This window comes from Dickeya undicola (assembly GCF_000784735.1).
Classification (GTDB): Bacteria; Pseudomonadota; Gammaproteobacteria; order Enterobacterales; family Enterobacteriaceae; genus Dickeya; species Dickeya undicola.
The window spans coordinates 33,356-53,700 of sequence record NZ_JSYG01000022.1; the positions used below are offsets into that span (position 1 = coordinate 33,356).

Consider the following 20,345-nt stretch of genomic DNA (forward strand, 5'->3'; position numbering starts at 1 on the left):
GAATATGCCAACGCGCGCGTCGCAGTCCGGTTTGCTGACGAGGGTTGTGGCGGCGTTGTCGCTGCTGACTATCCTGATGGCGTTTTACAATCTGCATCAGCAGTTGCCGCTGGCATTATGGCGGCAGGGCGCGCTGTCACCCGATATCGCCGACCTGCGTCAGTTGCTGTTCCATTACAGCCTGTTGCCACGCCTGACGCTGGCATTGTTGATCGGTGCCGGGCTGGGGCTGGTGGGGGTGCTGTTTCAGCAGGTATTACGTAATCCGCTGGCCGAACCGTCAACGCTCGGGGTAGCAAGCGGTGCGCAGCTGGGGCTGACGGTGGCGACGCTGTGGGCGTGGCCCGGCGGTTGGTTGACGTCACAACTGGCGGCGATGGCAGGCGCGTTACTGGTGGGCGCGCTGGTGTTCGGCGTAGCCTGGGGCAAGCGCCTGTCGCCGGTCACGCTGATTCTGGCCGGGCTGGTGCTGAGTTTGTATTGCAGCGCGGTTACTCAACTGCTGGCGCTGTTTCACTACGAGCAATTGACCAACCTATTTCTGTGGAGCAGCGGTTCGCTCAATCAGCAAGACTGGCAGAACGTCATGCGAGTGCTGCCGGTGCTGGTGGTCGGTGTCGTGCTGGCGGTATTGCTGGCGCGCCCGCTGACGTTGCTGGGGCTGGATGACGGCGTGGCCCACAACCTGGGACTGAGCCTGTCAGTAGCGCGCGTCGGCACGTTGCTGCTGGCGATTTTCCTCAGCGCGCAGTGGGTCAACGCTGCCGGTATTATCGGGTTTATTGGCCTGTTTGCGCCGCTGATAGCAAAAATGCTGGGTGCCCGCCGATTGGGGCAACGCCTGTGGCTGTCGCCGTTATTAGGCGCGTTGTTGCTCACACTGACCGACCAAGTCTTACTATGGCTGGCGGGCGTCTGGCGTGAGGTGCCGACTGGTGCCGCCACTGCGCTGATGGGCGCACCATTATTACTATGGCTGTTGCCGCGGCTGCGCTCCACCGCACCGCCGATGTTGCAGGACGGGCAGAAAGCGCTGACCGAACGCGCTTTCTGGGGACGATGGTGGCTGGCTGGGCTGGCGTTGTTGCTGGTGGTGGTCACGGTGGCGCTGTCTTTGGGGCGGGAACCCGCCGGTTGGTACTGGGCCCGCGGTCAGGAATTATCGGCGCTGTTGCCCTGGCGCTGGCCGCGGGTGATGGCGGCGCTAACCGCTGGGGTGATGCTGGCGATGGCCGGGAGCCTGATTCAGCGTTTAACCGGTAACCCGATGGGCAGCCCGGAAGTGCTGGGGATTAGCGCCGGTTCGGCGTTTGGTGTGGTGGCATTGCTGTTTCTGGTGGCTGGCAACGTCACGAACTGGATGCTATCGGCTGGTACACTTGGGGCGGCGGTGACGCTGTTGCTGATCATGGCGGTAGCCGGGCGAGGTGGTTTTTCGACGCAACGCATGTTGCTGGTGGGAATTGCACTGGGCACGGCGTTTACCACGTTGATCAGCCTGTTACTGGCCAGCGGCGATCCCCGCAGTGGAAGCCTGCTGACCTGGTTGTCCGGTTCGACTTATCCGGTGACGGGGGGGCAGGCGATAACGTCTGTGGCGGTGATGCTGCTAGCGTTGCTGGTGGTGCCGCTGTGTCAGCGTTGGCTGCGGATGCTGCCGTTGGGCGTTACCACCACCCGGTCGCTGGGGGTGGCGGTGACACCGGTGCGCTTGTCGATATTATTACTGGCGGCAATATTGACCGCGGTAGCGACCATGACGGTAGGGCCAATGAGCTTTGTCGGGCTGATGGCACCGCACATGGCGCGTATGCTGGGGTTTAATCGTGTGATACCACAATTGGCTTGCTCGGCGCTGATTGGCGGTGGACTGATGGTGCTGGCTGACTGGTGTGGCCGGATGTTGTTGTTCCCGAATCAGATTCCAGCCGGTTTACTGGCGACCTTCATTGGTGCGCCTTATTTTATCTGGCTGCTGCGCCGTCAGGCGCGGTAAGGCGGGAAGAAATAGCCGGTGGGGGCAGCCCACCGGCACAGGGCGATAGCGTTTACAGGTAGATAACGCTTACAGTTTGGCGAAGCAGCGACGGGCGGCGTCAACGGTGTGCTCAATATCCTGCTGACTGTGCGCCAGCGACATGAAGCCCGCTTCGAACGCCGACGGTGCCAGATAAACGCCTTCTTCCAGCATCAGGTGGAAGAAACGTTTGAACCGCTCTACATCACACTTCACCACATCCTGATAGCAGGTCACCTGATCAGCATCGGTAAAGAAAATCCCGAACATCGCGCCGACATGGTTCACCACCAGCGGGATCTGCTGGCTTTTCGCCGCTGCCAGCAGGCCGTCTGCCAGTTGAGTGGTCAGTTCGGTCAGCGTCTGGTGGACGCCGGGTTTAGCGACTTCGTTCAGGCAGGCGAAACCGGCAGCCATCGCAATCGGGTTGCCGGACAGCGTACCCGCCTGATATACCGGGCCAGTCGGTGCCAATGCTTCCATGACGTCGCGGCGGCCGCCAAACGCGCCCACCGGCATCCCGCCGCCGATAATCTTGCCAAGACAGGTGAGGTCTGGACGCACACCGTAGTGTGCCTGTGCGCCGCCCAACGCCACACGAAAGCCGGTCATCACTTCATCGATGATCAACAGCGCGCCAAACTCATCGCACAGTGCTCGTAACCCCGGCAGAAAATCCGGCAACGGCGGAATGCAGTTCATGTTGCCTGCCACTGGTTCGACGATAATCGCAGCGATGTCCTGTGGGTACTGTTCGAACGCGGCGCGCACCGAGGCCAGATCGTTGTAAGTACAGGTCAGGGTATGGCGGGCGAAATCGGCCGGTACGCCGGGCGAATTGGGTTGCCCCAGCGTCAGCGCGCCGGAACCTGCTTTCACCAGCAGACAGTCGGCGTGGCCGTGATAGCAGCCTTCAAATTTGATGATTTTGTCGCGACCAGTGAAACCGCGTGCCAGACGGATGGCGCTCATGGTGGCTTCGGTGCCGGAATTAACCATCCGCACCATCTCCATGCCTGGCACCAGTGAGGTGACCAGTCGGGCCATATTGACTTCCATTTCTGTGGGGGCACCAAAGCTCAGGCCGCGCTCTGCGGCTTCGATCACCGCCTGACGAATGGCCGGATGGTTGTGGCCCAGAATCATCGGCCCCCAGGAACCAACATAATCGATATAGGATTTGCCGTCTGCGTCGTAGAGTCTGGCACCTTCCGCTCGTTCGATGAACAGCGGTACACCGCCTACGCCATTAAATGCACGCACCGGCGAGTTGACGCCTCCGGGGATCAGTTGACGGGCGGCGGCATACAGACTTTCAGATTTATTCATTACGGCTTCCTGATTGGATTTGCATAGCGAGTGGCGTCCATTCTAATGATCTGACCCACGTTATGAAATCGTCAGACACATTTTAGGCCGCAGTAGCTGGGATTCAGGCTGGGCAAGTCCGTGGGTATCAGACTAGAATAGTCGCCTTGTTTGCCATGCTAACCTTGATAATTGCTGTCATGCCTTCTTCCTTTTTTTTACCTGCTGCGGTTCGCAGTGCCGCTATTCGACAACTTGTTCGCCGCGATAAAACACCGGTGTATATCCTGATCATGGCTGCACTAACCGGCACGTTGGTTGGTTTGGTTGGCGTGGGATTCAACCAGGCGGTCAATGTGGTGCAACATTGGCGGCTGACGTCGCTGTCGTCCCTGTCTGATAGCGGCTGGGTATGGCCGCTGAGTATCCTGATATCTGCTTTGCTGGCGGCGATCGGCTACTGGTTGGTGCGGCGATTTGCGCCAGAAGCTGGCGGATCTGGCATTCCGGAAATCGAAGGTGCGCTGGAGGATTTGCGTCCGGTACGCTGGTGGCGGGTGTTACCGGTGAAATTCTTTGGTGGTATGGGAACGCTGGGCGCAGGCATGGTGTTGGGGCGGGAAGGGCCGACGGTGCAACTGGGCGGTAATATCGGCGGTATGGTGGCTGACCTATTCCCAGGGCGGAAAGCGGAAATGCGTCATTCGCTGCTGGCGACCGGCGCGGCAGCGGGATTGTCGGCTGCCTTTAATGCACCACTGGCTGGGATTCTGTTCATCATCGAGGAGATGCGCCCGCAGTTTCGTTACAGCCTGATTTCCATCAAAGCGGTGTTTATCGGCGTGATCATGGCCAGTGTGGTTTATCGCCTGCTGGAGGGCGATCAGGCGGTGATCGATGTCGGTCGGCTGCCATCTGCGCCAGTCGGTACGCTGTGGTTGTATTTGCTGCTGGGCATTTTATTTGGCGCGGTGGGTGTTCTGTTCAACGCGTTGGTGCTGGGGGCGCAGGCGCGTTTCCTGCGTTTCCACAGTCATTCAATGCCACGTTTCCTACTGGTTGGACTGGTCGCCGGTGGGGTATCCGGGCTGATGACACTGGCATTCAGCGATGTGACCGGCGGCGGTTTTGCGCTGATCCCGATTGCGGCGGCGGAACATTATGGTGTGGGGATGTTGCTGACGATTTTTCTGGCGCGGGTAGGGATGACGTTGCTCTGCTTCTGCTCCGGTGCGCCGGGCGGCATTTTTGCGCCGATGCTGTCGCTGGGCACGTTGCTGGGCGCGGCGTTCGGCATGGTGTGTGCGCATGTGTTTCCGGCCTGGGAACTGGGAGCCGGTACGTTTGCCGTCGCGGGCATGGGGGCGCTGTTCGCCGCGTCGGTCCGCGCGCCGTTGACCGGTATCGTACTGGTGCTGGAGATGACCGATAACTACCAACTGATTTTGCCCATGATCATCACCTGCCTCGGCGCTACGCTGGTGGCGCAGTTTCTCGGCGGTAAGCCGCTCTATTCCTGTATTCTGGCGCGCACGCTGGCACGTCAGGCGCAACAGGAAGCCTCCGTTGTTACGTCGAACGTCGGTATCAAATCTTGAACGTTGTCGGGGGCTGTTGGATAATAAAACCATAACGAGGGCTGTTGAATACCGCCCGGTACTGGATTGGGAGTAAAAATATGAGCGATGATGTAGCACTGCCCCTGCAGTTTACGGATGCGGCAGCTAACAAGGTGAAACTCCTGATTGCCGATGAAGAGAATCCGGAATTGAAACTTCGGGTTTACATCACTGGCGGTGGTTGCAGCGGCTTCCAGTATGGTTTCACCTTTGACGATAAAGTTAACGACGGTGATATGACCATTGAGAAACAGGGGGTATCCCTGGTGGTTGATCCGATGAGCCTGCAATATCTTATCGGCGGCTCGGTGGATTACACCGAAGGGCTGGAAGGTTCCCGCTTTGTGGTGAGCAACCCGAACGCCAAAACCACCTGCGGTTGTGGATCCTCTTTCAGCATCTGACGGCACGTTGTATTAAGAACGCGTAGTGTATTAAGAAAAACCCGTGGCCTGATCGGCGCACGGGTTTTTTTATGTCTGGCTAACAGTTCATCAGCGTCGCCACGCGGCGAATTGTCGGCACAATTGTTCTGCGGCGAGCATCAGCCGCGGGCCGGTACGACTGAACCAATCCTCGTTGACTGCGATCACCTCAGGGTTCAGTTGTGGTCGCCAGAATGCCGTGACTTGCTCCGCCGCGCCGGGCGGCCCGCTGATGACAATGACCTGCGGTTGCCGCCGGATAACTTGCTCACGGCTTACCTGCGGCCAGGGTACGGTGCTGTCAGCAAAGACGTTGCTGCCGCCGCACAGGCTGATCACCTGGCTTTGCAGCGTCGCACCCGATGAGGTAAATAGCGGCTGACTACCGAATTGCAGGAACACCCGCACCGGCGTGCGATGCCCGTACTGCTGCGCCAGCGTCTGTTGCTGCTGGCGGAATCGCTGCGCCGCTTCCCGCGCCTGTTCTGGATGTGGGCTGTACTGCGCCAGCATCTCCAACTGGCGCGGAATGTCGTCGAGCGTGGCTGGGTCGAGGTACAGGATGCGGATGCCGAATGACGCCAGTTGATCCAGCGGCCGCTGAGCGTTACCCTCTCGCCAGGCCAGCACCAGATCCGGTTTCAGCGCCAGAATGCGTTCCAGATTGATGCCCTGCCAGTTGGCAACCTGCTCGATGCGCCCGGCTTCGGGCGGATAGTTGGACCAGGCGCTGACACCCACCAGCCGCTCACCCATCCCGGCGGCAAATGCCATTTCGGTAGCATGAGGGGCCAGGCTGACGACGCGCTGTGCCACTGGCTCCGCCCGACAAGGAGCGAGCCACAGCAGCGCCAGGCAGCACAAAGCGTGAAAATACCAGGGCTTCAAAAAGCGTCTCTCGTTAAGCTACCGGGGCCGTGACCCCGGCTGGGGATGGATTAGCGCTGTTGCGCCAGTGACAGCAGCATGGTTTCCACCATGCGGGTGGATTGTTTGGCGGCTGTTACCAGGAATTCGTCAAAGCTGAGGTGCGATTCCTGATCCGCTACGTCGGAAATGGCACGCACAACCACAAAGGGGACGCCAAACTGATGGCAGACGTGGCCGATAGCGGTGGCTTCCATTTCCACTGCGATTGCCTGCGGGAAGGTCTGACGGATACGCTCCAGCGGTGCTTTACCGTTGATAAAGGCATCGCCACTGACTACCAGCCCGCGAACGGCGTTCAACTGCAACTGGCTGATAGCGTTCTGCGCCAGCGTGATCAGTTTTTCATCGGCGGTAAACGCGGCCGGGCAACCCGCCATCTGGCCGGATTCGTAACCAAATGCGGTCACATCGGCGTCGTGGTAGCGCACTTCGTCGGACACCACGATATCGCCCACCTTAAGTGAAGACGCCAGACCGCCGGCGGAACCGGTATTGATCACCACGTCCGGCTGGCAGTGTTCCAGCAGCAGCGTGGTGCCCAGCGCGGCCGATACTTTACCGATGCCGGATTTTAGCAGCGCTACCTCCACGCCGTGCAACTGGCCGCTGTAGATCTCGCAGCCCGCGCGCTGGATGGTCTGGCGGTTCTGGATCTGTTCTCTCAACAGCGTCACTTCTTGTTCCATTGCGCCAATAATGCCAACTTTCATAGGGTTCCCCACCGATTTGTCAAAAGTCACAAAAGTTTAGTCTATCACGGCTTAGGCCGTGCAGCGATTGTGCCCCCGCCGGGGACGTGCTATGACTGAGTTGGTGCCCCGCCTGTTGGCATCAACGCCCGCGGTACAACGTTCAGGCGCGGGGCATCGCCTAATCAGGGCATTACATGGAGAGCAGTATGTCTGATATCGATTTTTCGAAGAAAATCAGTTTTCAGCGTCCTTTTAGTAAACCGAAAGAAAAAAAGGATGCTTACGCTATCGAAAGGGAGTTTGAAAGCGACCGCGGGCGTATCATCAACTCTGCCGCCATCCGCCGGTTACAGCAAAAAACCCAGGTTTTCCCGCTGGAGCGCAACGCCGCGGTGCGGTCCCGTCTGACGCATTCAATGGAGGTACAGCAGGTCGGGCGCTATATCGCCAGGGAAATCCTCGGGCAACTGCGCAAAAGTGGTCAATTGGGTGAGCTGGGGCTGGCAACGCTGGAGACGCCGTTTGAAAGTCTGATCGAAATGGCCTGCCTGATGCATGACATCGGCAATCCGCCGTTCGGGCATTTCGGCGAAGCGGCGATCAACAACTGGTTCAGTCAGCGGTTGGCACCGGAAGGTAAGCCATCGGGTGCCAGTGAGGATCCCTGTCTGGTCGCCTGTCTGCGGCTGGATGACAAGGACGACGTGGAACTGAATGCGCTGCGTAGCCGTATCCGCCATGATCTGAGCAATTTCGAAGGCAATGCTCAAGCAATCCGCCTGGTACATTCGCTGCTCAAACTGAATCTGACCTATGGCCAGGTCGGCTGTATTTTGAAATACACCAAACCCGCCTATTGGGCGCAGCCCATCCCGAACGATTACAACTACCTGATGAAGAAAGCCGGGTTTTACCTGTCGGAAGAAGCGTTTGTCCGGCAACTGCGCCGCGAGCTGGGAATGGGGGAATTTCACCGGCACCCGCTGACCTACATCATGGAGGCGGCGGATGACATCTCCTATTGCATCGCCGATCTGGAAGATGCGGTAGAGAAGAAGATCGTGACGTACCAGCAATTGTACGAGCGGTTGGGAGATGCCTGGGGTGAGCGGGCGGAGAAAGACGTTTTCAGCCGTACCATTGAACGGGCGTATATCGAGCGCCAGCACATGCAAGGGCGCAGCGAGAGCGACCAATTTTTCATGAAGCTGCGTGTGAATACGGTCAACATCATGGTGGGATATGTGACGCGACGTTTTATCGAGCATTTGCCAACGATCTATGACGGCAGCTTCAACCACTCATTGCTGGAAGAAGACAAGGACGACTACGGGCGGTTATTAAAGATCTTTAAAGAAGTCGCCAGAAAGTTCGTGTTTAATCACCATGAAGTTGAACAACTGGAGTTGCAGGGCGATCGCATCATCAGCGGTTTGCTGGAGATCTACAGTCCACTGTTGAATATGCCGTACCGCGATTTTTGCCAGTTGGTGGATAACGATACCCACAAGCGCTATCCGATCGAAACCCGGTTGTACCACAAGCTTTCCAGTAAGCATTGCCATGCCTACCGCGAGGCGACTAGCGCCCTGACGGCATTAGCCGACGCTGAACAGGAGGTGTGGGAGTATTACTACCGCGCCCGATTGATTCTCGATTACATCAGCGGGATGACCGACCTGTACGCTTACGATGAATATCGGCGGTTGATGGCGGTGGACTGATTCGAAGGGAGAGGAGTTTTGTAAATACGGACAATATTTCCTTACTCTTCAAAATCTTGCACAGAACGTACGCTGTTGCGCATAGTGATTTCATACCGTCTGACCGCTGAATGTAGCCGTCAGCGTTTGCACGTTAACTGAATGTGAGACATATCGCTATGAAAAGAAAATCATTGATGCTGAGCGCGCTGGCATTGAGTCTGGCGATGGCTGTGGGAACGCTGCCAGCAACGGCTACCGCTGCTGAGTCGGTGTCGTCATCCGGAGCTCAATTGCCCAGTCTGGCACCGATGCTGGAAAAGGTGATGCCGTCGGTGGTCAATATTTCCGTTGAAGGGCACACTGCCGCCACGCGCGGCGCGGCACAGCAGCAATTACCCCCTTTCTTCGGTGAAAACTCACCCTTCTGTCAGGAAGGGTCGCCGTTCCAGTCTTCGCCGATGTGTCAGGGGGAAGGCGATGATGACGAAGGCGATGGTGACGGCGGCAGCGCGCCGCAGCAGGCATTCCAGGCGCTGGGTGCCGGGGTTATCATCAATGCCGCTAAAGGGTATGTGGTAACGAATAACCATGTGGTGGAAAACGCCGACAAGATTCAGGTTCGCCTCAGCGACGGTCGCAAGTATGACGCCAAGGTCATCGGGAAAGACCCACGCTCGGACGTCGCGCTGATCCAATTGAAGGATTTCCGCAACCTGACGGAGATTAAGATGGCGGACTCCGATCAACTGCGCGTAGGGGATTACGCGGTGGCGATCGGTAATCCTTATGGGCTGGGAGAAACCGCAACCTCCGGGATTATCTCTGCGTTGGGTCGTAGCGGCCTGAATATTGAAAATTACGAAGACTTTATCCAGACCGATGCCGCTATCAACCGCGGCAACTCCGGTGGTGCCTTGGTTAATCTCAATGGTGAACTGATCGGCCTGAATACCGCGATCCTCGCACCGGGTGGTGGCAATATCGGTATCGGTTTTGCTATTCCCAGCAATATCGTGAAGAACCTGGTCAGCCAGATCGTCGAATACGGTGAAGTGAAGCGTGGTGAATTGGGTATTTTGGGTACAGAACTGAATTCCGATATCGCCAAGGCCATGAAAGTGGATGCTCAGCGTGGGGCCTTCGTCAGTCAGGTTCAGCCTAACTCCGCCGCCGCCAAAGCGGGCATCAAGGCTGGGGATGTCGTCGTATCGATGAACGGTAAAGCTATCAGTAGCTTCTCCGCATTACGCGCTCAGATTGGTTCATTACCCGTGGGCAGTAAGCTGACACTGGGGCTGATTCGTGAAGGGAAACCGGTAACGGTAGAGGTGACCCTGCAACAAAGTACACAATCGCAGGTGGCGTCCGGCAACCTGAATTCTGCGATCGAAGGGGCTGAGTTGAGCAATACCCAGGTCAACGGTCAGAAAGGCGTGAAGGTTGAGAAGGTGAAACCGAATTCTGCCGCAGCGAAGATAGGCCTGAAACCTGATGATGTGATCCTTGGTGTGAACCAACAACCGGTAGAAAATATCGGTGAGCTGCGCAAGATTATCGACAGCAAGCCACCTGTGCTGGCGCTGAACATTCGACGTGGCAACAGCGATCTCTACCTGTTAATTCAATAACCTGACCATGGGCATGACCGGACGCGTCGACATCCGGTCATGCTATTTCCCGCCTGTTTTGTGAGTTCTTCCACAGATTCTGTGTGATCCCCCGGTTTTTGTTCATTTGCACAATGTATGACGCGATACCTGACGCTATGCTGGTGCGGTTGTCTCTATCCATCGAGGTTGATATGGCGTCATACCACCTGAATAACAAGCTGGCACAGGAAATTGTCGCACGCACCATGAAAATTATTGATAGTAATATCAATGTAATGGATGCGCGCGGGCGGATTGTCGGCAGTGGCGATCGGGAGCGTATTGGGGAATTGCATGAAGGTGCATTACTGGTACTGTCGCAAGGACGGGTGGTGGATATTGATGACGCGGTAGCGCGGCATTTACACGGTGTCCGGCCTGGCATCAACTTGCCGCTGAAAATCGACGGTGAAATCGTCGGCGTGATTGGCCTGACTGGCAATCCCGGTCAGTTGCGCCAGTACGGTGAGCTGGTATGCATGACGGCTGAGATGATGCTGGAGCAGGCGCGATTGCTGCACATGCTGGCGCAGGACAGCCGTTTGCGGGAAGAATTGGTGCTGAATCTGATCCGTACTGATGATCTATCACCGGCGCTGATGGAATGGGCGCAGCGCCTCGGCATTGACCTCAATCAGCCGCGAGTAGCGGCGGTGGTGGAAGTGGATAGCGGGCAGCTAGGCGTGGACAGCGCGATGGCCGAATTACAGCAATTGCAGACGTTGCTGACCACACCGGAGCGCAACAATCTGATTGCGATTGTTTCGCTGACGGAGATGGTGGTGCTGAAACCGGCGCTGAATAACCACGGCCGTTGGGATGCGGAAGAGCATCGCCGCCGCGTCGACACGCTGTTGTCGCGTATGGAGGAGAGCAGCCGGTTACGGGTACGGGTGGCGCTGGGCAACTATTTCACCGGTCCCGGCAGTATCGCGCGTTCCTATCGTACTGCCCGAACCACCATGAGTGTCGGTAAGCAGCGAATGCCAGCGCAGCGCAGTTACTTCTATCAGGACCTGATGCTGCCGGTGCTGCTTGATAGCCTGCGTGGCGGCTGGCAGGCCAACGAACTGGTGCGCCCGCTGGCCAGATTGAAGGCGATGGACAGCAATGGTTTGCTGCGTCGTACCCTCAACGCCTGGTTTCGTAACAACGTGCAGCCGGGAGCGACCGCTAAAGCGCTGTTTGTCCATCGTAATACGTTGGAGTACCGGTTAAACCGCATATCCGAATTGACCGGGCTTGATTTGGGCAACTTTGACGACAGGCTGCTACTGTATGTTGCACTGCAACTGGATGAAGAGCAGTAATTCACCTCTCTGAGGGCGTGCTAAGCAGTAGGTTGTAAGCCTGCTGCTTACCTTAGATTCAAATACGCTGTTAAGCCGTGAATAATATAACCCGAGAGCATAAATTATCTCGAAACAGTATTTTTTCCCTCCTTCCTTATCCACTATTGTCCCTTCCATAGATAAAACCAGATACAGTTATATCGTTTAGCCGCTGTTCTGGTTGTCTGATGATAGTCCACCGGATTCTGGGGCTATTTTGATCGTTAGCGCAGGCAACGGACAGACTTTGAGGGGAGTAATAATAATGTCAATGCGTCGTTTGGGATGGTCGCTGGCTACTGCCGCGTTGTTATTTTCGGGTATGGCTTCGGCTGCCACGGAGTTGCTGAATGTCTCTTATGACCCAACCCGCGAATTTTATCAGCAATATAACGCGGCGTTTATCAAACACTGGAAAGAGACTACCGGCGAAACGATTTCGGTTAAAAACTCCCACGGTGGCTCAGGTAAGCAAGCGCGTTCTGTGATCGACGGGCTGCAGGCGGATGTTGTGACACTGGCGCTGGCGGGGGATATCGATGCACTTAATCTCAATCAACCGCTGATTGACCCTAAATGGCAGGCGCGCCTGCCGGATAACAGTACGCCTTATACCTCCACCATTGTGTTTCTGGTGCGAAAAGGTAACCCGAAACATATCAAAGACTGGGATGACCTGATTAAACCTGACGTACAGGTCATCACGCCGAACCCGAAAACGTCCGGTGGTGCTCGTTGGAACTTCCTGGCGGCCTGGGCTTATGCCAAGCATCTGCCGGGCGGAACGGATGAAAGCGCGCAGAAATTCGTCACCGAACTCTACAAACATGCACCTGTGCTGGATACTGGCGCGCGTGGTGCAACCATCAGTTTTGTTCAGCGCCAACTGGGTGATGTGTTGATTGCCTGGGAAAATGAGGCGTATCTGTCGCTGAAAGAGCAGGGTGGCGACCAGTTGGAAATTGTCACACCATCTCTGTCCATTCTGGCGGAACCGCCGGTAGCGGTGGTTGATAAAGTGGTGGATCGCAAGGGAACACGTAAACAAGCGGAAGCCTATTTGAACTACCTTTATAGCGATGAAGGGCAGCGTATCATCGCGCAAAACTTCTATCGTCCGCGCAACGCCAAAATCGCTGAAGAATTTAAATCTCAGTTTGCACCGGTAAAACTGGTGACGATCGATGAAGAGTTTGGTGGTTGGAAAAATGTACAGCCTAAATTCTTTGATGATGGCGGAGTGTTCGACGCTATTTTCAAGCAGATTAATAAATAAGTTATTTGTTGAGCGTGAAAACCGCCTCCATCAGGGCGGTTTTGCCACGTGGGTTGTCTGAGTCGGTAATTCGTGTTTCATCATTGAAAGGCTTGTTATGTCGCGACGTATTTCACCGGTAATGCCCGGTTTTGGCCTGACTTTGGGCTTTAGCCTTACTTATCTGGGGCTGCTTGTCCTGATTCCGCTGGCAACCCTATTTTTGTACGCCAGTCAGCTGACGTTGACCCAATTCTGGGAATTGATCACCAGTCGTCAGGTATTGTTTTCCTTACGGTTATCCTTTGGTTCAGCACTGACGGCGGCATTCGTCAACGGTATTCTGGGGACATTGCTGGCCTGGGTGCTGGTGCGCTACACCTTTCCCGGCCGGAAGATTATCGATGCGATGATCGATATGCCATTTGCCTTGCCTACCGCCGTCGCGGGGATTGCGCTCACATCGCTGTATGCGCCGAATGGGCTGATTGGTTCACTTTTTCCTTTCCGCATCGCCTACACGGGGATAGGTATCACGCTGGCGCTGATTTTTGTCACGCTCCCCTTTGTGGTGCGCACGCTACAGCCGGTGTTGGCGGATATTCCCAAAGAGGTGGAAGAGGCTTCCGCCTGTCTGGGGGCCAGCCCGTGGCAGACCTTCCTCCATGTTCTGCTGCCCGCTATTTTACCTGCCTGGCTTACCGGTTTTGCGTTGGCGTTCGCTCGCGGCGTGGGGGAATATGGCTCGGTAGTATTTATTGCCGGTAACATCCCGTTCAAGACGGAAATCCTGCCGCTGCTGATTGTTTCCAAACTGGACCAGTACGATTACAAGGGGGCAACCGGTATCGGTGCGTTTATGCTGGTTGTCTCTTTCATCATGCTGTTGCTGATTAATTTGCTGCAACGGCGCATTCAACCGAAGTTATAAAGGATGAGCATGGATCACAGTATTTCTGCGCCTGTGACGGTGCGCCCGTCCTGCGTCACTCGTCCCGTCGCTTTTTATGTGCTGACTACGCTGGCGTGGGTGGTGTTTTTATTGATTCTGGTATTGCCGCTGATCATGGTGGTGACCCAGGGATTGCATAACGGTATCGGCGCGTTCTGGAATGCGATCACCGAACCGGATGCGGTGTCTGCGCTCAAGCTGACGCTGCTGGCGACAGTCATTTCAGTGCCGTTGAATATGGTGTTCGGGCTGACGATTGCCTGGTGCGTGACCAAGTTCGAATTCCGCGGCAAATCGCTACTACTGGCACTGCTGGACTTGCCGTTTTCAGTGTCGCCGGTGGTAACTGGCCTGATGTATGTGCTGTTATTTGGTGCCCAGAGCAAGCTGTATCCGTTCCTGACCGAGCATAATTTGCAAATCGTCTATGCCGTGCCCGGCATCGTGCTGGCGACCATGTTTGTCACTTTGCCTTATGTGGCGCGTGAGCTGATTCCGCTGATGGAGCAACAAGGCAGTCAGGAAGAAGAGGCCGCCAGACTGCTGGGTGCGAACGGCTGGCAGATGTTCTGGCACATCACATTGCCGAATGTGAAATGGGCACTGATTTACGGTGTGGTGCTGTGTACCGCCCGCGCGATGGGCGAGTTTGGTGCTGTGTCGGTGGTGTCTGGTCATATTCGCGGCTTGACCAATACCTTGCCGCTGCATATCGAGATTCTTTATAACGAATACAACATTGTTGCTGCGTTCAGTGTGGCCATTCTGCTGCTGGTGATGTCACTGGTAGTACTGTTGCTGCGCCAGTGGAGCGAAACGCATTTGTCGACACAACAAGAGAAACAACAGGAGCTGACCGGAAATGAGCATTGAGGTTCACAACGTTAACAAACAGTTTGGTCAGTTCCGGGCTCTCCATCAGATCAATTTATCGATCCAGAGTGGTGAACTGGTGGCGCTGTTGGGGCCGTCCGGTTGTGGCAAAACCACGCTGTTGCGCATTATTGCTGGCCTGGAAACACCGGATAGCGGCAGTATTGTGTTCCACGGTGAGGATGTGTCGGGGCACGATGTGCGCGATCGTCATGTCGGCTTTGTTTTCCAGCACTATGCGCTGTTCCGGCATATGACGGTGTTCGATAACGTGGCATTTGGGCTGCGTATGAAACCGAAAGCGATACGGCCGTCAAAGCGGGATATCGAAAGCAAGGTGCGCGAGCTGTTAAATATGGTGCAACTGGAATGGCTGGCGGATCGTTACCCGGAACAGTTATCCGGCGGTCAGCGCCAGCGTATCGCTCTGGCGCGAGCGTTGATTGTTGAGCCGCGTATCTTGTTGCTGGACGAGCCATTTGGCGCGTTGGATGCCAAAGTGCGTAAAGAGCTGCGCCGTTGGCTGTCACGTCTGCATGAAGAAATTAACCTGACATCGGTGTTTGTCACCCATGATCAGGAGGAAGCGATGGAAGTGGCAGACCGCATCGTGTTGATGAACAAAGGCGTTATTGAGCAGATTGGCACGCCTGATGAGGTGTATAACCGCCCGGCGACCGAATTTGTCTATAACTTCCTGGGTGACAGCAACCGATTGAAACTGGCTGGCAATGATCAGACGATTCAGTTCCGTCCGCATGAGGTGGCATTGTCGAAACAGACGCAGGCCGACTTTCAGCCAGTGGAGGTCAAGGACATCCGTCCGCTGGGCGCACTGACGCGGTTGGTGCTGAAGGTTGACGGCAACAATGAATTGATCGAAGCAGAAGTCGCGCATGATGACGAGGTGCTGGCTGGGTTGCACCGCGGTGATGTCGTGCAGTTCAAACCGAAGCGTTATAACCACGACTGGGAAATCTGACCATAAAAAAACGCCCGCAAGGGCGTTTTTTCCAAGAGCATCTGGAGATTAACGGTAGTCTTCATTAGAGACTACGGAGTAGCGGCCGCTACCCATCAGCATAATCACCAGACTGCACAGGAAATAGAATGCTTCGCCTTCCAGCCCCCATGCGCCCACATTGGTGATGGTGAATAATTTGCCCATGGTGACCAGCAATGTTGCGACCAGCAGGTTAAACGCTACCACAGCCGCAGAAATACGGGTCAACACGCCCAAAACAATCAGGACTGGGGCGATAACTTCGCCAATGTAGGCACCGTAGGCGATAAAGCCAGGCAGGCCGTGTTGCGCCAGCATACCGGCGATCCAACCCACGCCGTTTTCGATTTTGGCGACGCCATGAAACAACAGCAGAATACCGACGGTCAAACGCAGCAACAGTTTGCCGCCGTCCGGATGGTTGGTTAAACCGGTAAAGAGTTTATTGGCTTTAGCTATCATCGTCTTACCCTTATAAGAATGCGTTTTATTACGATGCTAGTGTCGTCTTTTGGCCTTGGAATAAAAAACCAATACATTTGACGTTCCTTATCAAAAATTTTGCGTGATGTAGGCGGTTTTTTTAACGTTGGCAAAAGCGGACGTGAACTGGTGGATATTTGAATGCAGGGAGCGCTAAAGCGTGCTATTCGTAGCGAGAGGACAATCTGAAGGCGATTGGAACAGAAATTAAAAGAAAAACAACGCGAGAACCAGGAGTTACCTTGTGCGGTAGCATACACGGTTTTCATGATTCTTGAGGATATGACCAAACTAGGCGAGGTAATTGGTGGGTCGTGCAGGATGACTCGGCCTGTGGCCTCGCCCTTCGGGCCAGCGCGATGCGCTGTTGTCTCGCTCCGATCGACTCGAACCTGAATGCAGGTTCTCACCTGCACAACATCGTGCACGTGTGAGGCATTAGCGTGAACAAGTGGGGAAGGTAATACATTTAGCGGTGGTGGGTCGTGCAGGATGACTCGGCCTGTGGCCTCGCCCTTCGGGCCAGCGCGATGCGCTGTTGTCTCGCTCCGCTCGACTCGAACCTGAATGCAGGTTCTCACCTGCACAACATCGTGTGCGTGTGAGGCATTAGCGTGAACAAGTGGAGAAGGTGATACATTTAGCGGTGGTGGGTCGTGCAGGATTCGAACCTGCGACCAATTGATTAAAAGTCAACTGCTCTACCGACTGAGCTAACGACCCGCAGAAGTGGTGGGTGATGACGGGATCGAACCGCCGACCCCCTCCTTGTAAGGGAGGTGCTCTCCCAGCTGAGCTAATCACCCACTTCTGTACTTCATTACAGTAAGAAGACAGCTGGTATGAGATTGGTGGGTGATGACGGGATCGAACCGCCGACCCCCTCCTTGTAAGGGAGGTGCTCTCCCAGCTGAGCTAATCACCCAATCTCAATTCTTCTTACTTTACACAGCGCGGCACTCTAAAGAGTGGTGGGTGATGACGGGATCGAACCGCCGACCCCCTCCTTGTAAGGGAGGTGCTCTCCCAGCTGAGCTAATCACCCCCGCTGTGTGGAGTCGCATTATAGGGATACTTGAATATGAGTCAACGCTTTTTAAAACGAAAATAGTCGTTCGTTGTAAAATTAGTCGATATGCCGTATTTATGGGCGTTATCGTTGAATCCTTGCGCATTTTACCTGTGTTAGGCCTGGAGCGATGCGGTTATAGCGTTGAGGAATCGGGGGGGAGTGATAGAATATTGCCCACTTTAAGCAGGCTGTGCCGCGCGCTGATGGCGCTCACCCTTGATGGCGGGGCACAGTCCGGAATCCTGGTTGGTGTTGACCGACCGTTGCTGTCTAATGAAGGCCGTAATCCCAATGAAAATCAAAACCCGCTTTGCGCCCAGCCCGACTGGTTATCTTCACGTTGGCGGTGCCCGTACCGCGCTGTATTCCTGGTTGTTTGCTCGTCATCATGGTGGCGAGTTTGTTCTGCGTATTGAAGATACCGATCTGGAGCGTTCGACCAAAGAGGCGATTGACGCCATTATGGACGGCATGAACTGGTTGAATCTGGAGTGGGATGAAGGCCCGTACTATCAGACCAAACGTTTTGACCGCTATAACGCGGTTATCGACCAGATGTTGGAAAATGGCACGGCGTATAAGTGCTATTGTTCCAAAGAGCGTCTGGAAACCCTGCGTGAGCAGCAGATGGCTAATGGTGATAAACCGCGTTATGACGGTTGCTGCCGCGATTCTCACCAACATCACGCAGATGATGAACCGCATGTGGTGCGTTTCCGTAACCCGCAAGACGGTTCTGTTGTTTTTGATGATCGCATTCGTGGTCCTATCGAATTCAGTAACCTTGAGCTGGATGACCTGATCATCCGTCGTACAGACGGTTCACCGACCTATAACTTCTGTGTAGTGATCGATGACTGGGATATGGGCATTACCCACGTTATCCGCGGTGAAGACCATATCAACAATACGCCACGGCAGATCAATATTCTTAAAGCGCTGGGCGCGCCGGTGCCGGAATACGCGCACGTCTCCATGATTCTGGGGGATGACGGCAAGAAACTGTCTAAACGTCACGGCGCGGTGGGTGTGATGCAGTATCGTGATGATGGCTACCTGCCGGAAGCGCTGCTCAACTATCTGGTGCGTTTGGGTTGGGCTCACGGCGATCAGGAAATCTTCTCTATTGATGAGATGAAACAGCTGTTCTCGCTGGATGCTGTCAGTAAATCCGCCAGTGCGTTCAATACCGAGAAGCTGCAGTGGCTGAACCACCACTATATTAACCACCTGCCGCCGGAATATGTGGCGACCCACTTGTCCTGGCATATCGAACAGGCAGGTATCGACACCCGTACCGGCCCGCAATTGAGCGAGCTGGTGACGTTACTGGGTGAACGTTGCAAGACGTTGAAGGAAATCGCCGAGTCCTGCCGCTACTTCTATGAAGAGTTTGCCGAATTTGACGCTGATGCAGCGAAGAAACACCTGCGCCCGGTAGCGCGTCAGCCGCTGGAGCTGGTACGCAGCAAGCTGGCGGCCATCATCGACTGGACGCCGGAAAACATCCACCATGCCATTCAGGGCACCGCTGATGAATTGCAACAAGGGATGGGCAAAGTCGGGATGCCATTGCGTGTGGCGGTAACCGGTGCAGGCCAGTCTCCGGGCGTTGATGTGACGGTACATACCATTGGTCAGTCGCGTACGCTAACGCGCATCGATCGAGCGCTGGCGTTTATCAGTGAACGCGAAGCACAACAGTAATCGCTAACCTTGCCTATCGTTAACCCAGACCTCGGCACGCCGGGGTCTGGGTGGTTGATCTACGGCGGCTTTTACGCCTGAATGCCCGCCGCTTTTTCCGTATGTTGCCATTCTCGCTGTACTTTGACGGCTTTTTCAGCGGTTGATCGGATAAATGGATTTTGGCGTTGACAGGGTTAGGGGCGTTGCATATCATGCGACCCGTTCACACGATACAGTGTCGATACGGGGCTATAGCTCAGCTGGGAGAGCGCTTGCATGGCATGCAAGAGGTCAGCGGTTCGATCCCGCTTAGCTCCACCAAACCTTCACCCCATAAAGGTTCGGTTTTGACAGTATCATCTCGTGTGGGGCTATAGCTCAGCTGGGAGAGCGCTTGCATGGCATGCAAGAGGTCAGCGGTTCGATCCCGCTTAGCTCCACCAAATTCCTTTCGTAGTATTCTCCTTATTTTCTTTAACGCATACACCTGACCTTCGTTTCCCGATTTCGCGCTAAACTTATGGTCATTGTCTCCGACAAGCCAAAAGCCTCTGGCCAGCCAAGACAATGACGCGGCGTATTATGAATTTTCCGGCAAGCGGGGTGTCCAGTTGATCGGCATATCGCCCTGTTGCTCCAGCAACTGATTGGTTCTGGAGAAATGATGGCACCCTAAAAAACCACGATGAGCCGATAAGGGCGAAGGATGCGGGGCCTTCAGCACATGATGCCGCTGCGTATCAATAATGCTGCCTTTTTTTTGCGCGTGCGCACCCCACAGCAGGAATACAATGCCTTCCCGGTGCGAGTTTAGTTTTTCGATCACTTTGTCGGTAAAGGTTTCCCAGCCCAGATTGGCGTGTGAATGCGCTTTGCCCGCTTCCACCGTCAACACGGTATTGAGCAACATCACGCCTTGCTGCGCCCAGCTCTGCAAAAAGCCGTGAGACGGAATTTCAAACCCAGGAATATCGTTAGCAAGCTCTTTGTAGATATTAACCAGTGATGGCGGTGCGGGTACGCCTGGGCGAACCGAAAACGACAACCCATGCGCCTGATTCGGGCCGTGATACGGGTCCTGCCCCAGGATCACCACTTTGACATCGTGGAATTCAGTAAAACGAAAGGCGTTGAAGACGTCTTTCTGCGGCGGGTAGATCACTTTGCCAGCTGTACGTTCCTGGTGAATGAACGACAACGTATTGACGAAATAGGGTAGTTCTTTCTCTTGGGCCAGCACGTCGTGCCAGGTCAGGGAAGTGGTCATGGGAGGCTCTTTGTTCAATACGGTAATGAGTTCAATGCGCTAGTGACTGTCGCCTGAATATCATTTGGCTAAAG

The 20,345-nt window shown here is 55.3% G+C and carries 16 protein-coding genes, 6 tRNA genes and 2 other RNA genes; 13 read left to right on the plus strand and 11 right to left on the minus strand.

Annotated features, from left to right (window positions below; all coding sequences use genetic code 11):
* The first annotated feature begins 4 nt into the window (after positions 1-4).
* Positions 5-1,996, plus strand: a complete 1,992-nt coding sequence (gene fhuB, locus OB87_RS11225) for a Fe(3+)-hydroxamate ABC transporter permease FhuB (RefSeq protein ID WP_050515703.1) — start codon at positions 5-7, stop codon at positions 1,994-1,996.
* 69 nt (positions 1,997-2,065) lie between these two features.
* Here fhuB and hemL read toward each other — a convergent pair whose 3' ends face one another.
* A complete protein-coding gene (hemL, locus tag OB87_RS11230) occupies positions 2,066-3,346 on the minus strand; it encodes a glutamate-1-semialdehyde 2,1-aminomutase (protein WP_033569530.1) in 1,281 nt (426 codons plus the stop codon).
* Between the two features lie 179 nt (positions 3,347-3,525).
* On the opposite strand from hemL, the gene clcA reads away from it, so the two are divergent.
* Both clcA and erpA read left to right on the plus strand, forming a co-directional pair.
* Entirely contained in the window at positions 3,526-4,923 is a 1,398-nt protein-coding gene (clcA, locus tag OB87_RS11235) for a H(+)/Cl(-) exchange transporter ClcA (RefSeq protein ID WP_033569531.1), read from the plus strand.
* 80 nt (positions 4,924-5,003) lie between these two features.
* Entirely contained in the window at positions 5,004-5,348 is a 345-nt protein-coding gene (gene erpA, locus OB87_RS11240; protein ID WP_033569532.1) for an iron-sulfur cluster insertion protein ErpA, read from the plus strand.
* A 90-nt stretch (positions 5,349-5,438) separates the two neighbouring features.
* Here erpA and btuF read toward each other — a convergent pair whose 3' ends face one another.
* Together btuF and mtnN are read right to left on the minus strand one after the other, a co-directional pair.
* Positions 5,439-6,257, minus strand: a complete 819-nt coding sequence (gene btuF / locus OB87_RS11245) for a vitamin B12 ABC transporter substrate-binding protein BtuF (protein ID WP_395856784.1) — start codon at positions 6,255-6,257, stop codon at positions 5,439-5,441.
* A 50-nt stretch (positions 6,258-6,307) separates the two neighbouring features.
* The gene (gene mtnN, locus OB87_RS11250; protein WP_033569533.1) at positions 6,308-7,009 is read right to left on the minus strand and encodes a 5'-methylthioadenosine/S-adenosylhomocysteine nucleosidase; all 702 of its coding nucleotides are present in this window, start codon (positions 7,007-7,009) and stop codon (positions 6,308-6,310) included.
* Between the two features lie 188 nt (positions 7,010-7,197).
* On the opposite strand from mtnN, the gene dgt reads away from it, so the two are divergent.
* The 7 genes from dgt (at position 7,198) to OB87_RS11285 (ending at position 15,739) form a co-directional block, all read left to right on the plus strand.
* A complete protein-coding gene (gene dgt / locus OB87_RS11255; protein ID WP_033569534.1) occupies positions 7,198-8,715 on the plus strand; it encodes a dGTPase in 1,518 nt (505 codons plus the stop codon).
* A 158-nt stretch (positions 8,716-8,873) separates the two neighbouring features.
* Positions 8,874-10,325, plus strand: a complete 1,452-nt coding sequence (gene degP, locus OB87_RS11260; RefSeq protein WP_033569535.1) for a serine endoprotease DegP — start codon at positions 8,874-8,876, stop codon at positions 10,323-10,325.
* A 173-nt stretch (positions 10,326-10,498) separates the two neighbouring features.
* Entirely contained in the window at positions 10,499-11,656 is a 1,158-nt protein-coding gene (locus OB87_RS11265; protein WP_033569664.1) for a CdaR family transcriptional regulator, read from the plus strand.
* Positions 11,657-11,942: 286 nt separating this feature from the next.
* Positions 11,943-12,953: a sulfate ABC transporter substrate-binding protein gene (locus OB87_RS11270; protein ID WP_033569536.1), complete on the plus strand. Its 1,011-nt coding sequence runs from the start codon at positions 11,943-11,945 to the stop codon at positions 12,951-12,953.
* A gap of 97 nt (positions 12,954-13,050) precedes the next feature.
* Positions 13,051-13,863 carry a sulfate ABC transporter permease subunit CysT gene (cysT, locus tag OB87_RS11275; RefSeq protein ID WP_033569537.1) on the plus strand — a complete coding sequence of 271 codons (813 nt, stop codon included), beginning with the start codon at positions 13,051-13,053 and terminating at the stop codon, positions 13,861-13,863.
* Positions 13,864-13,872: 9 nt separating this feature from the next.
* Complete coding sequence (gene cysW / locus OB87_RS11280; protein ID WP_081977385.1) at positions 13,873-14,757, plus strand: sulfate ABC transporter permease subunit CysW; 885 nt, start codon at positions 13,873-13,875, stop codon at positions 14,755-14,757.
* Positions 14,747-15,739: a sulfate/molybdate ABC transporter ATP-binding protein gene (locus tag OB87_RS11285; protein WP_033569539.1), complete on the plus strand. Its 993-nt coding sequence runs from the start codon at positions 14,747-14,749 to the stop codon at positions 15,737-15,739. Before cysW ends, OB87_RS11285 begins: the two co-directional genes overlap by 11 nt.
* A 48-nt stretch (positions 15,740-15,787) precedes the next feature.
* On the opposite strand, the gene OB87_RS11290 is transcribed toward OB87_RS11285, so the two are convergent.
* The 7 genes from OB87_RS11290 to OB87_RS11310 form a co-directional block, all read right to left on the minus strand.
* The gene (locus OB87_RS11290; RefSeq protein ID WP_033569540.1) at positions 15,788-16,222 is read right to left on the minus strand and encodes a DoxX family protein; all 435 of its coding nucleotides are present in this window, start codon (positions 16,220-16,222) and stop codon (positions 15,788-15,790) included.
* A gap of 326 nt (positions 16,223-16,548) precedes the next feature.
* Positions 16,549-16,673, minus strand: a non-coding RNA gene (locus tag OB87_RS19860) — RtT sRNA.
* A gap of 46 nt (positions 16,674-16,719) precedes the next feature.
* Positions 16,720-16,844: non-coding RNA, RtT sRNA (locus OB87_RS19470), on the minus strand.
* A gap of 46 nt (positions 16,845-16,890) precedes the next feature.
* Positions 16,891-16,966 (minus strand) — tRNA-Lys (locus OB87_RS11295).
* Positions 16,967-16,973: 7 nt separating this feature from the next.
* A tRNA-Val gene (locus OB87_RS11300) sits at positions 16,974-17,049 on the minus strand.
* A 43-nt stretch (positions 17,050-17,092) separates the two neighbouring features.
* Positions 17,093-17,168 (minus strand) — tRNA-Val (locus OB87_RS11305).
* 44 nt (positions 17,169-17,212) lie between these two features.
* A tRNA-Val gene (locus OB87_RS11310) sits at positions 17,213-17,288 on the minus strand.
* Positions 17,289-17,606: 318 nt separating this feature from the next.
* Here OB87_RS11310 and gltX point away from each other — a divergent pair.
* The 3 genes from gltX (at position 17,607) to OB87_RS11325 (ending at position 19,447) form a co-directional block, all read left to right on the plus strand.
* The gene (gene gltX / locus OB87_RS11315; RefSeq protein WP_033569541.1) at positions 17,607-19,022 is read left to right on the plus strand and encodes a glutamate--tRNA ligase; all 1,416 of its coding nucleotides are present in this window, start codon (positions 17,607-17,609) and stop codon (positions 19,020-19,022) included.
* A gap of 227 nt (positions 19,023-19,249) precedes the next feature.
* Positions 19,250-19,325 (plus strand) — tRNA-Ala (locus OB87_RS11320).
* Positions 19,326-19,371: 46 nt separating this feature from the next.
* Positions 19,372-19,447: transfer RNA gene (locus OB87_RS11325), tRNA-Ala, on the plus strand.
* Positions 19,448-19,584: 137 nt separating this feature from the next.
* On the opposite strand, the gene ung is transcribed toward OB87_RS11325, so the two are convergent.
* Positions 19,585-20,271 (minus strand): uracil-DNA glycosylase, encoded by a 687-nt coding sequence (gene ung / locus OB87_RS11330; protein ID WP_033569542.1) that lies wholly within the window; start codon positions 20,269-20,271, stop codon positions 19,585-19,587.
* Positions 20,272-20,345 lie beyond the last annotated feature (74 nt).

Bases quoted from the DNA above. Each gene is read 5' to 3' on its own strand.
- cysW (WP_081977385.1), top strand. From the start codon at position 13,873: ATGGATCACAGTATTTCTGCGCCTGTGACGGTGCGCCCGTCCTGCGTC.
- OB87_RS11285 (WP_033569539.1), top strand. From the start codon at position 14,747: ATGAGCATTGAGGTTCACAACGTTAACAAACAGTTTGGTCAGTTCCGG.
- dgt (WP_033569534.1), top strand. From the start codon at position 7,198: ATGTCTGATATCGATTTTTCGAAGAAAATCAGTTTTCAGCGTCCTTTT.
- mtnN (WP_033569533.1), bottom strand. From the start codon at position 7,009: ATGAAAGTTGGCATTATTGGCGCAATGGAACAAGAAGTGACGCTGTTG.
- hemL (WP_033569530.1), bottom strand. From the start codon at position 3,346: ATGAATAAATCTGAAAGTCTGTATGCCGCCGCCCGTCAACTGATCCCC.
- ung (WP_033569542.1), bottom strand. From the start codon at position 20,271: ATGACCACTTCCCTGACCTGGCACGACGTGCTGGCCCAAGAGAAAGAA.
- gltX (WP_033569541.1), top strand. From the start codon at position 17,607: ATGAAAATCAAAACCCGCTTTGCGCCCAGCCCGACTGGTTATCTTCAC.
- fhuB (WP_050515703.1), top strand. From the start codon at position 5: ATGCCAACGCGCGCGTCGCAGTCCGGTTTGCTGACGAGGGTTGTGGCG.
- OB87_RS11270 (WP_033569536.1), top strand. From the start codon at position 11,943: ATGTCAATGCGTCGTTTGGGATGGTCGCTGGCTACTGCCGCGTTGTTA.
- erpA (WP_033569532.1), top strand. From the start codon at position 5,004: ATGAGCGATGATGTAGCACTGCCCCTGCAGTTTACGGATGCGGCAGCT.
- clcA (WP_033569531.1), top strand. From the start codon at position 3,526: ATGCCTTCTTCCTTTTTTTTACCTGCTGCGGTTCGCAGTGCCGCTATT.
- degP (WP_033569535.1), top strand. From the start codon at position 8,874: ATGAAAAGAAAATCATTGATGCTGAGCGCGCTGGCATTGAGTCTGGCG.
- OB87_RS11265 (WP_033569664.1), top strand. From the start codon at position 10,499: ATGGCGTCATACCACCTGAATAACAAGCTGGCACAGGAAATTGTCGCA.
- OB87_RS11290 (WP_033569540.1), bottom strand. From the start codon at position 16,222: ATGATAGCTAAAGCCAATAAACTCTTTACCGGTTTAACCAACCATCCG.
- cysT (WP_033569537.1), top strand. From the start codon at position 13,051: ATGTCGCGACGTATTTCACCGGTAATGCCCGGTTTTGGCCTGACTTTG.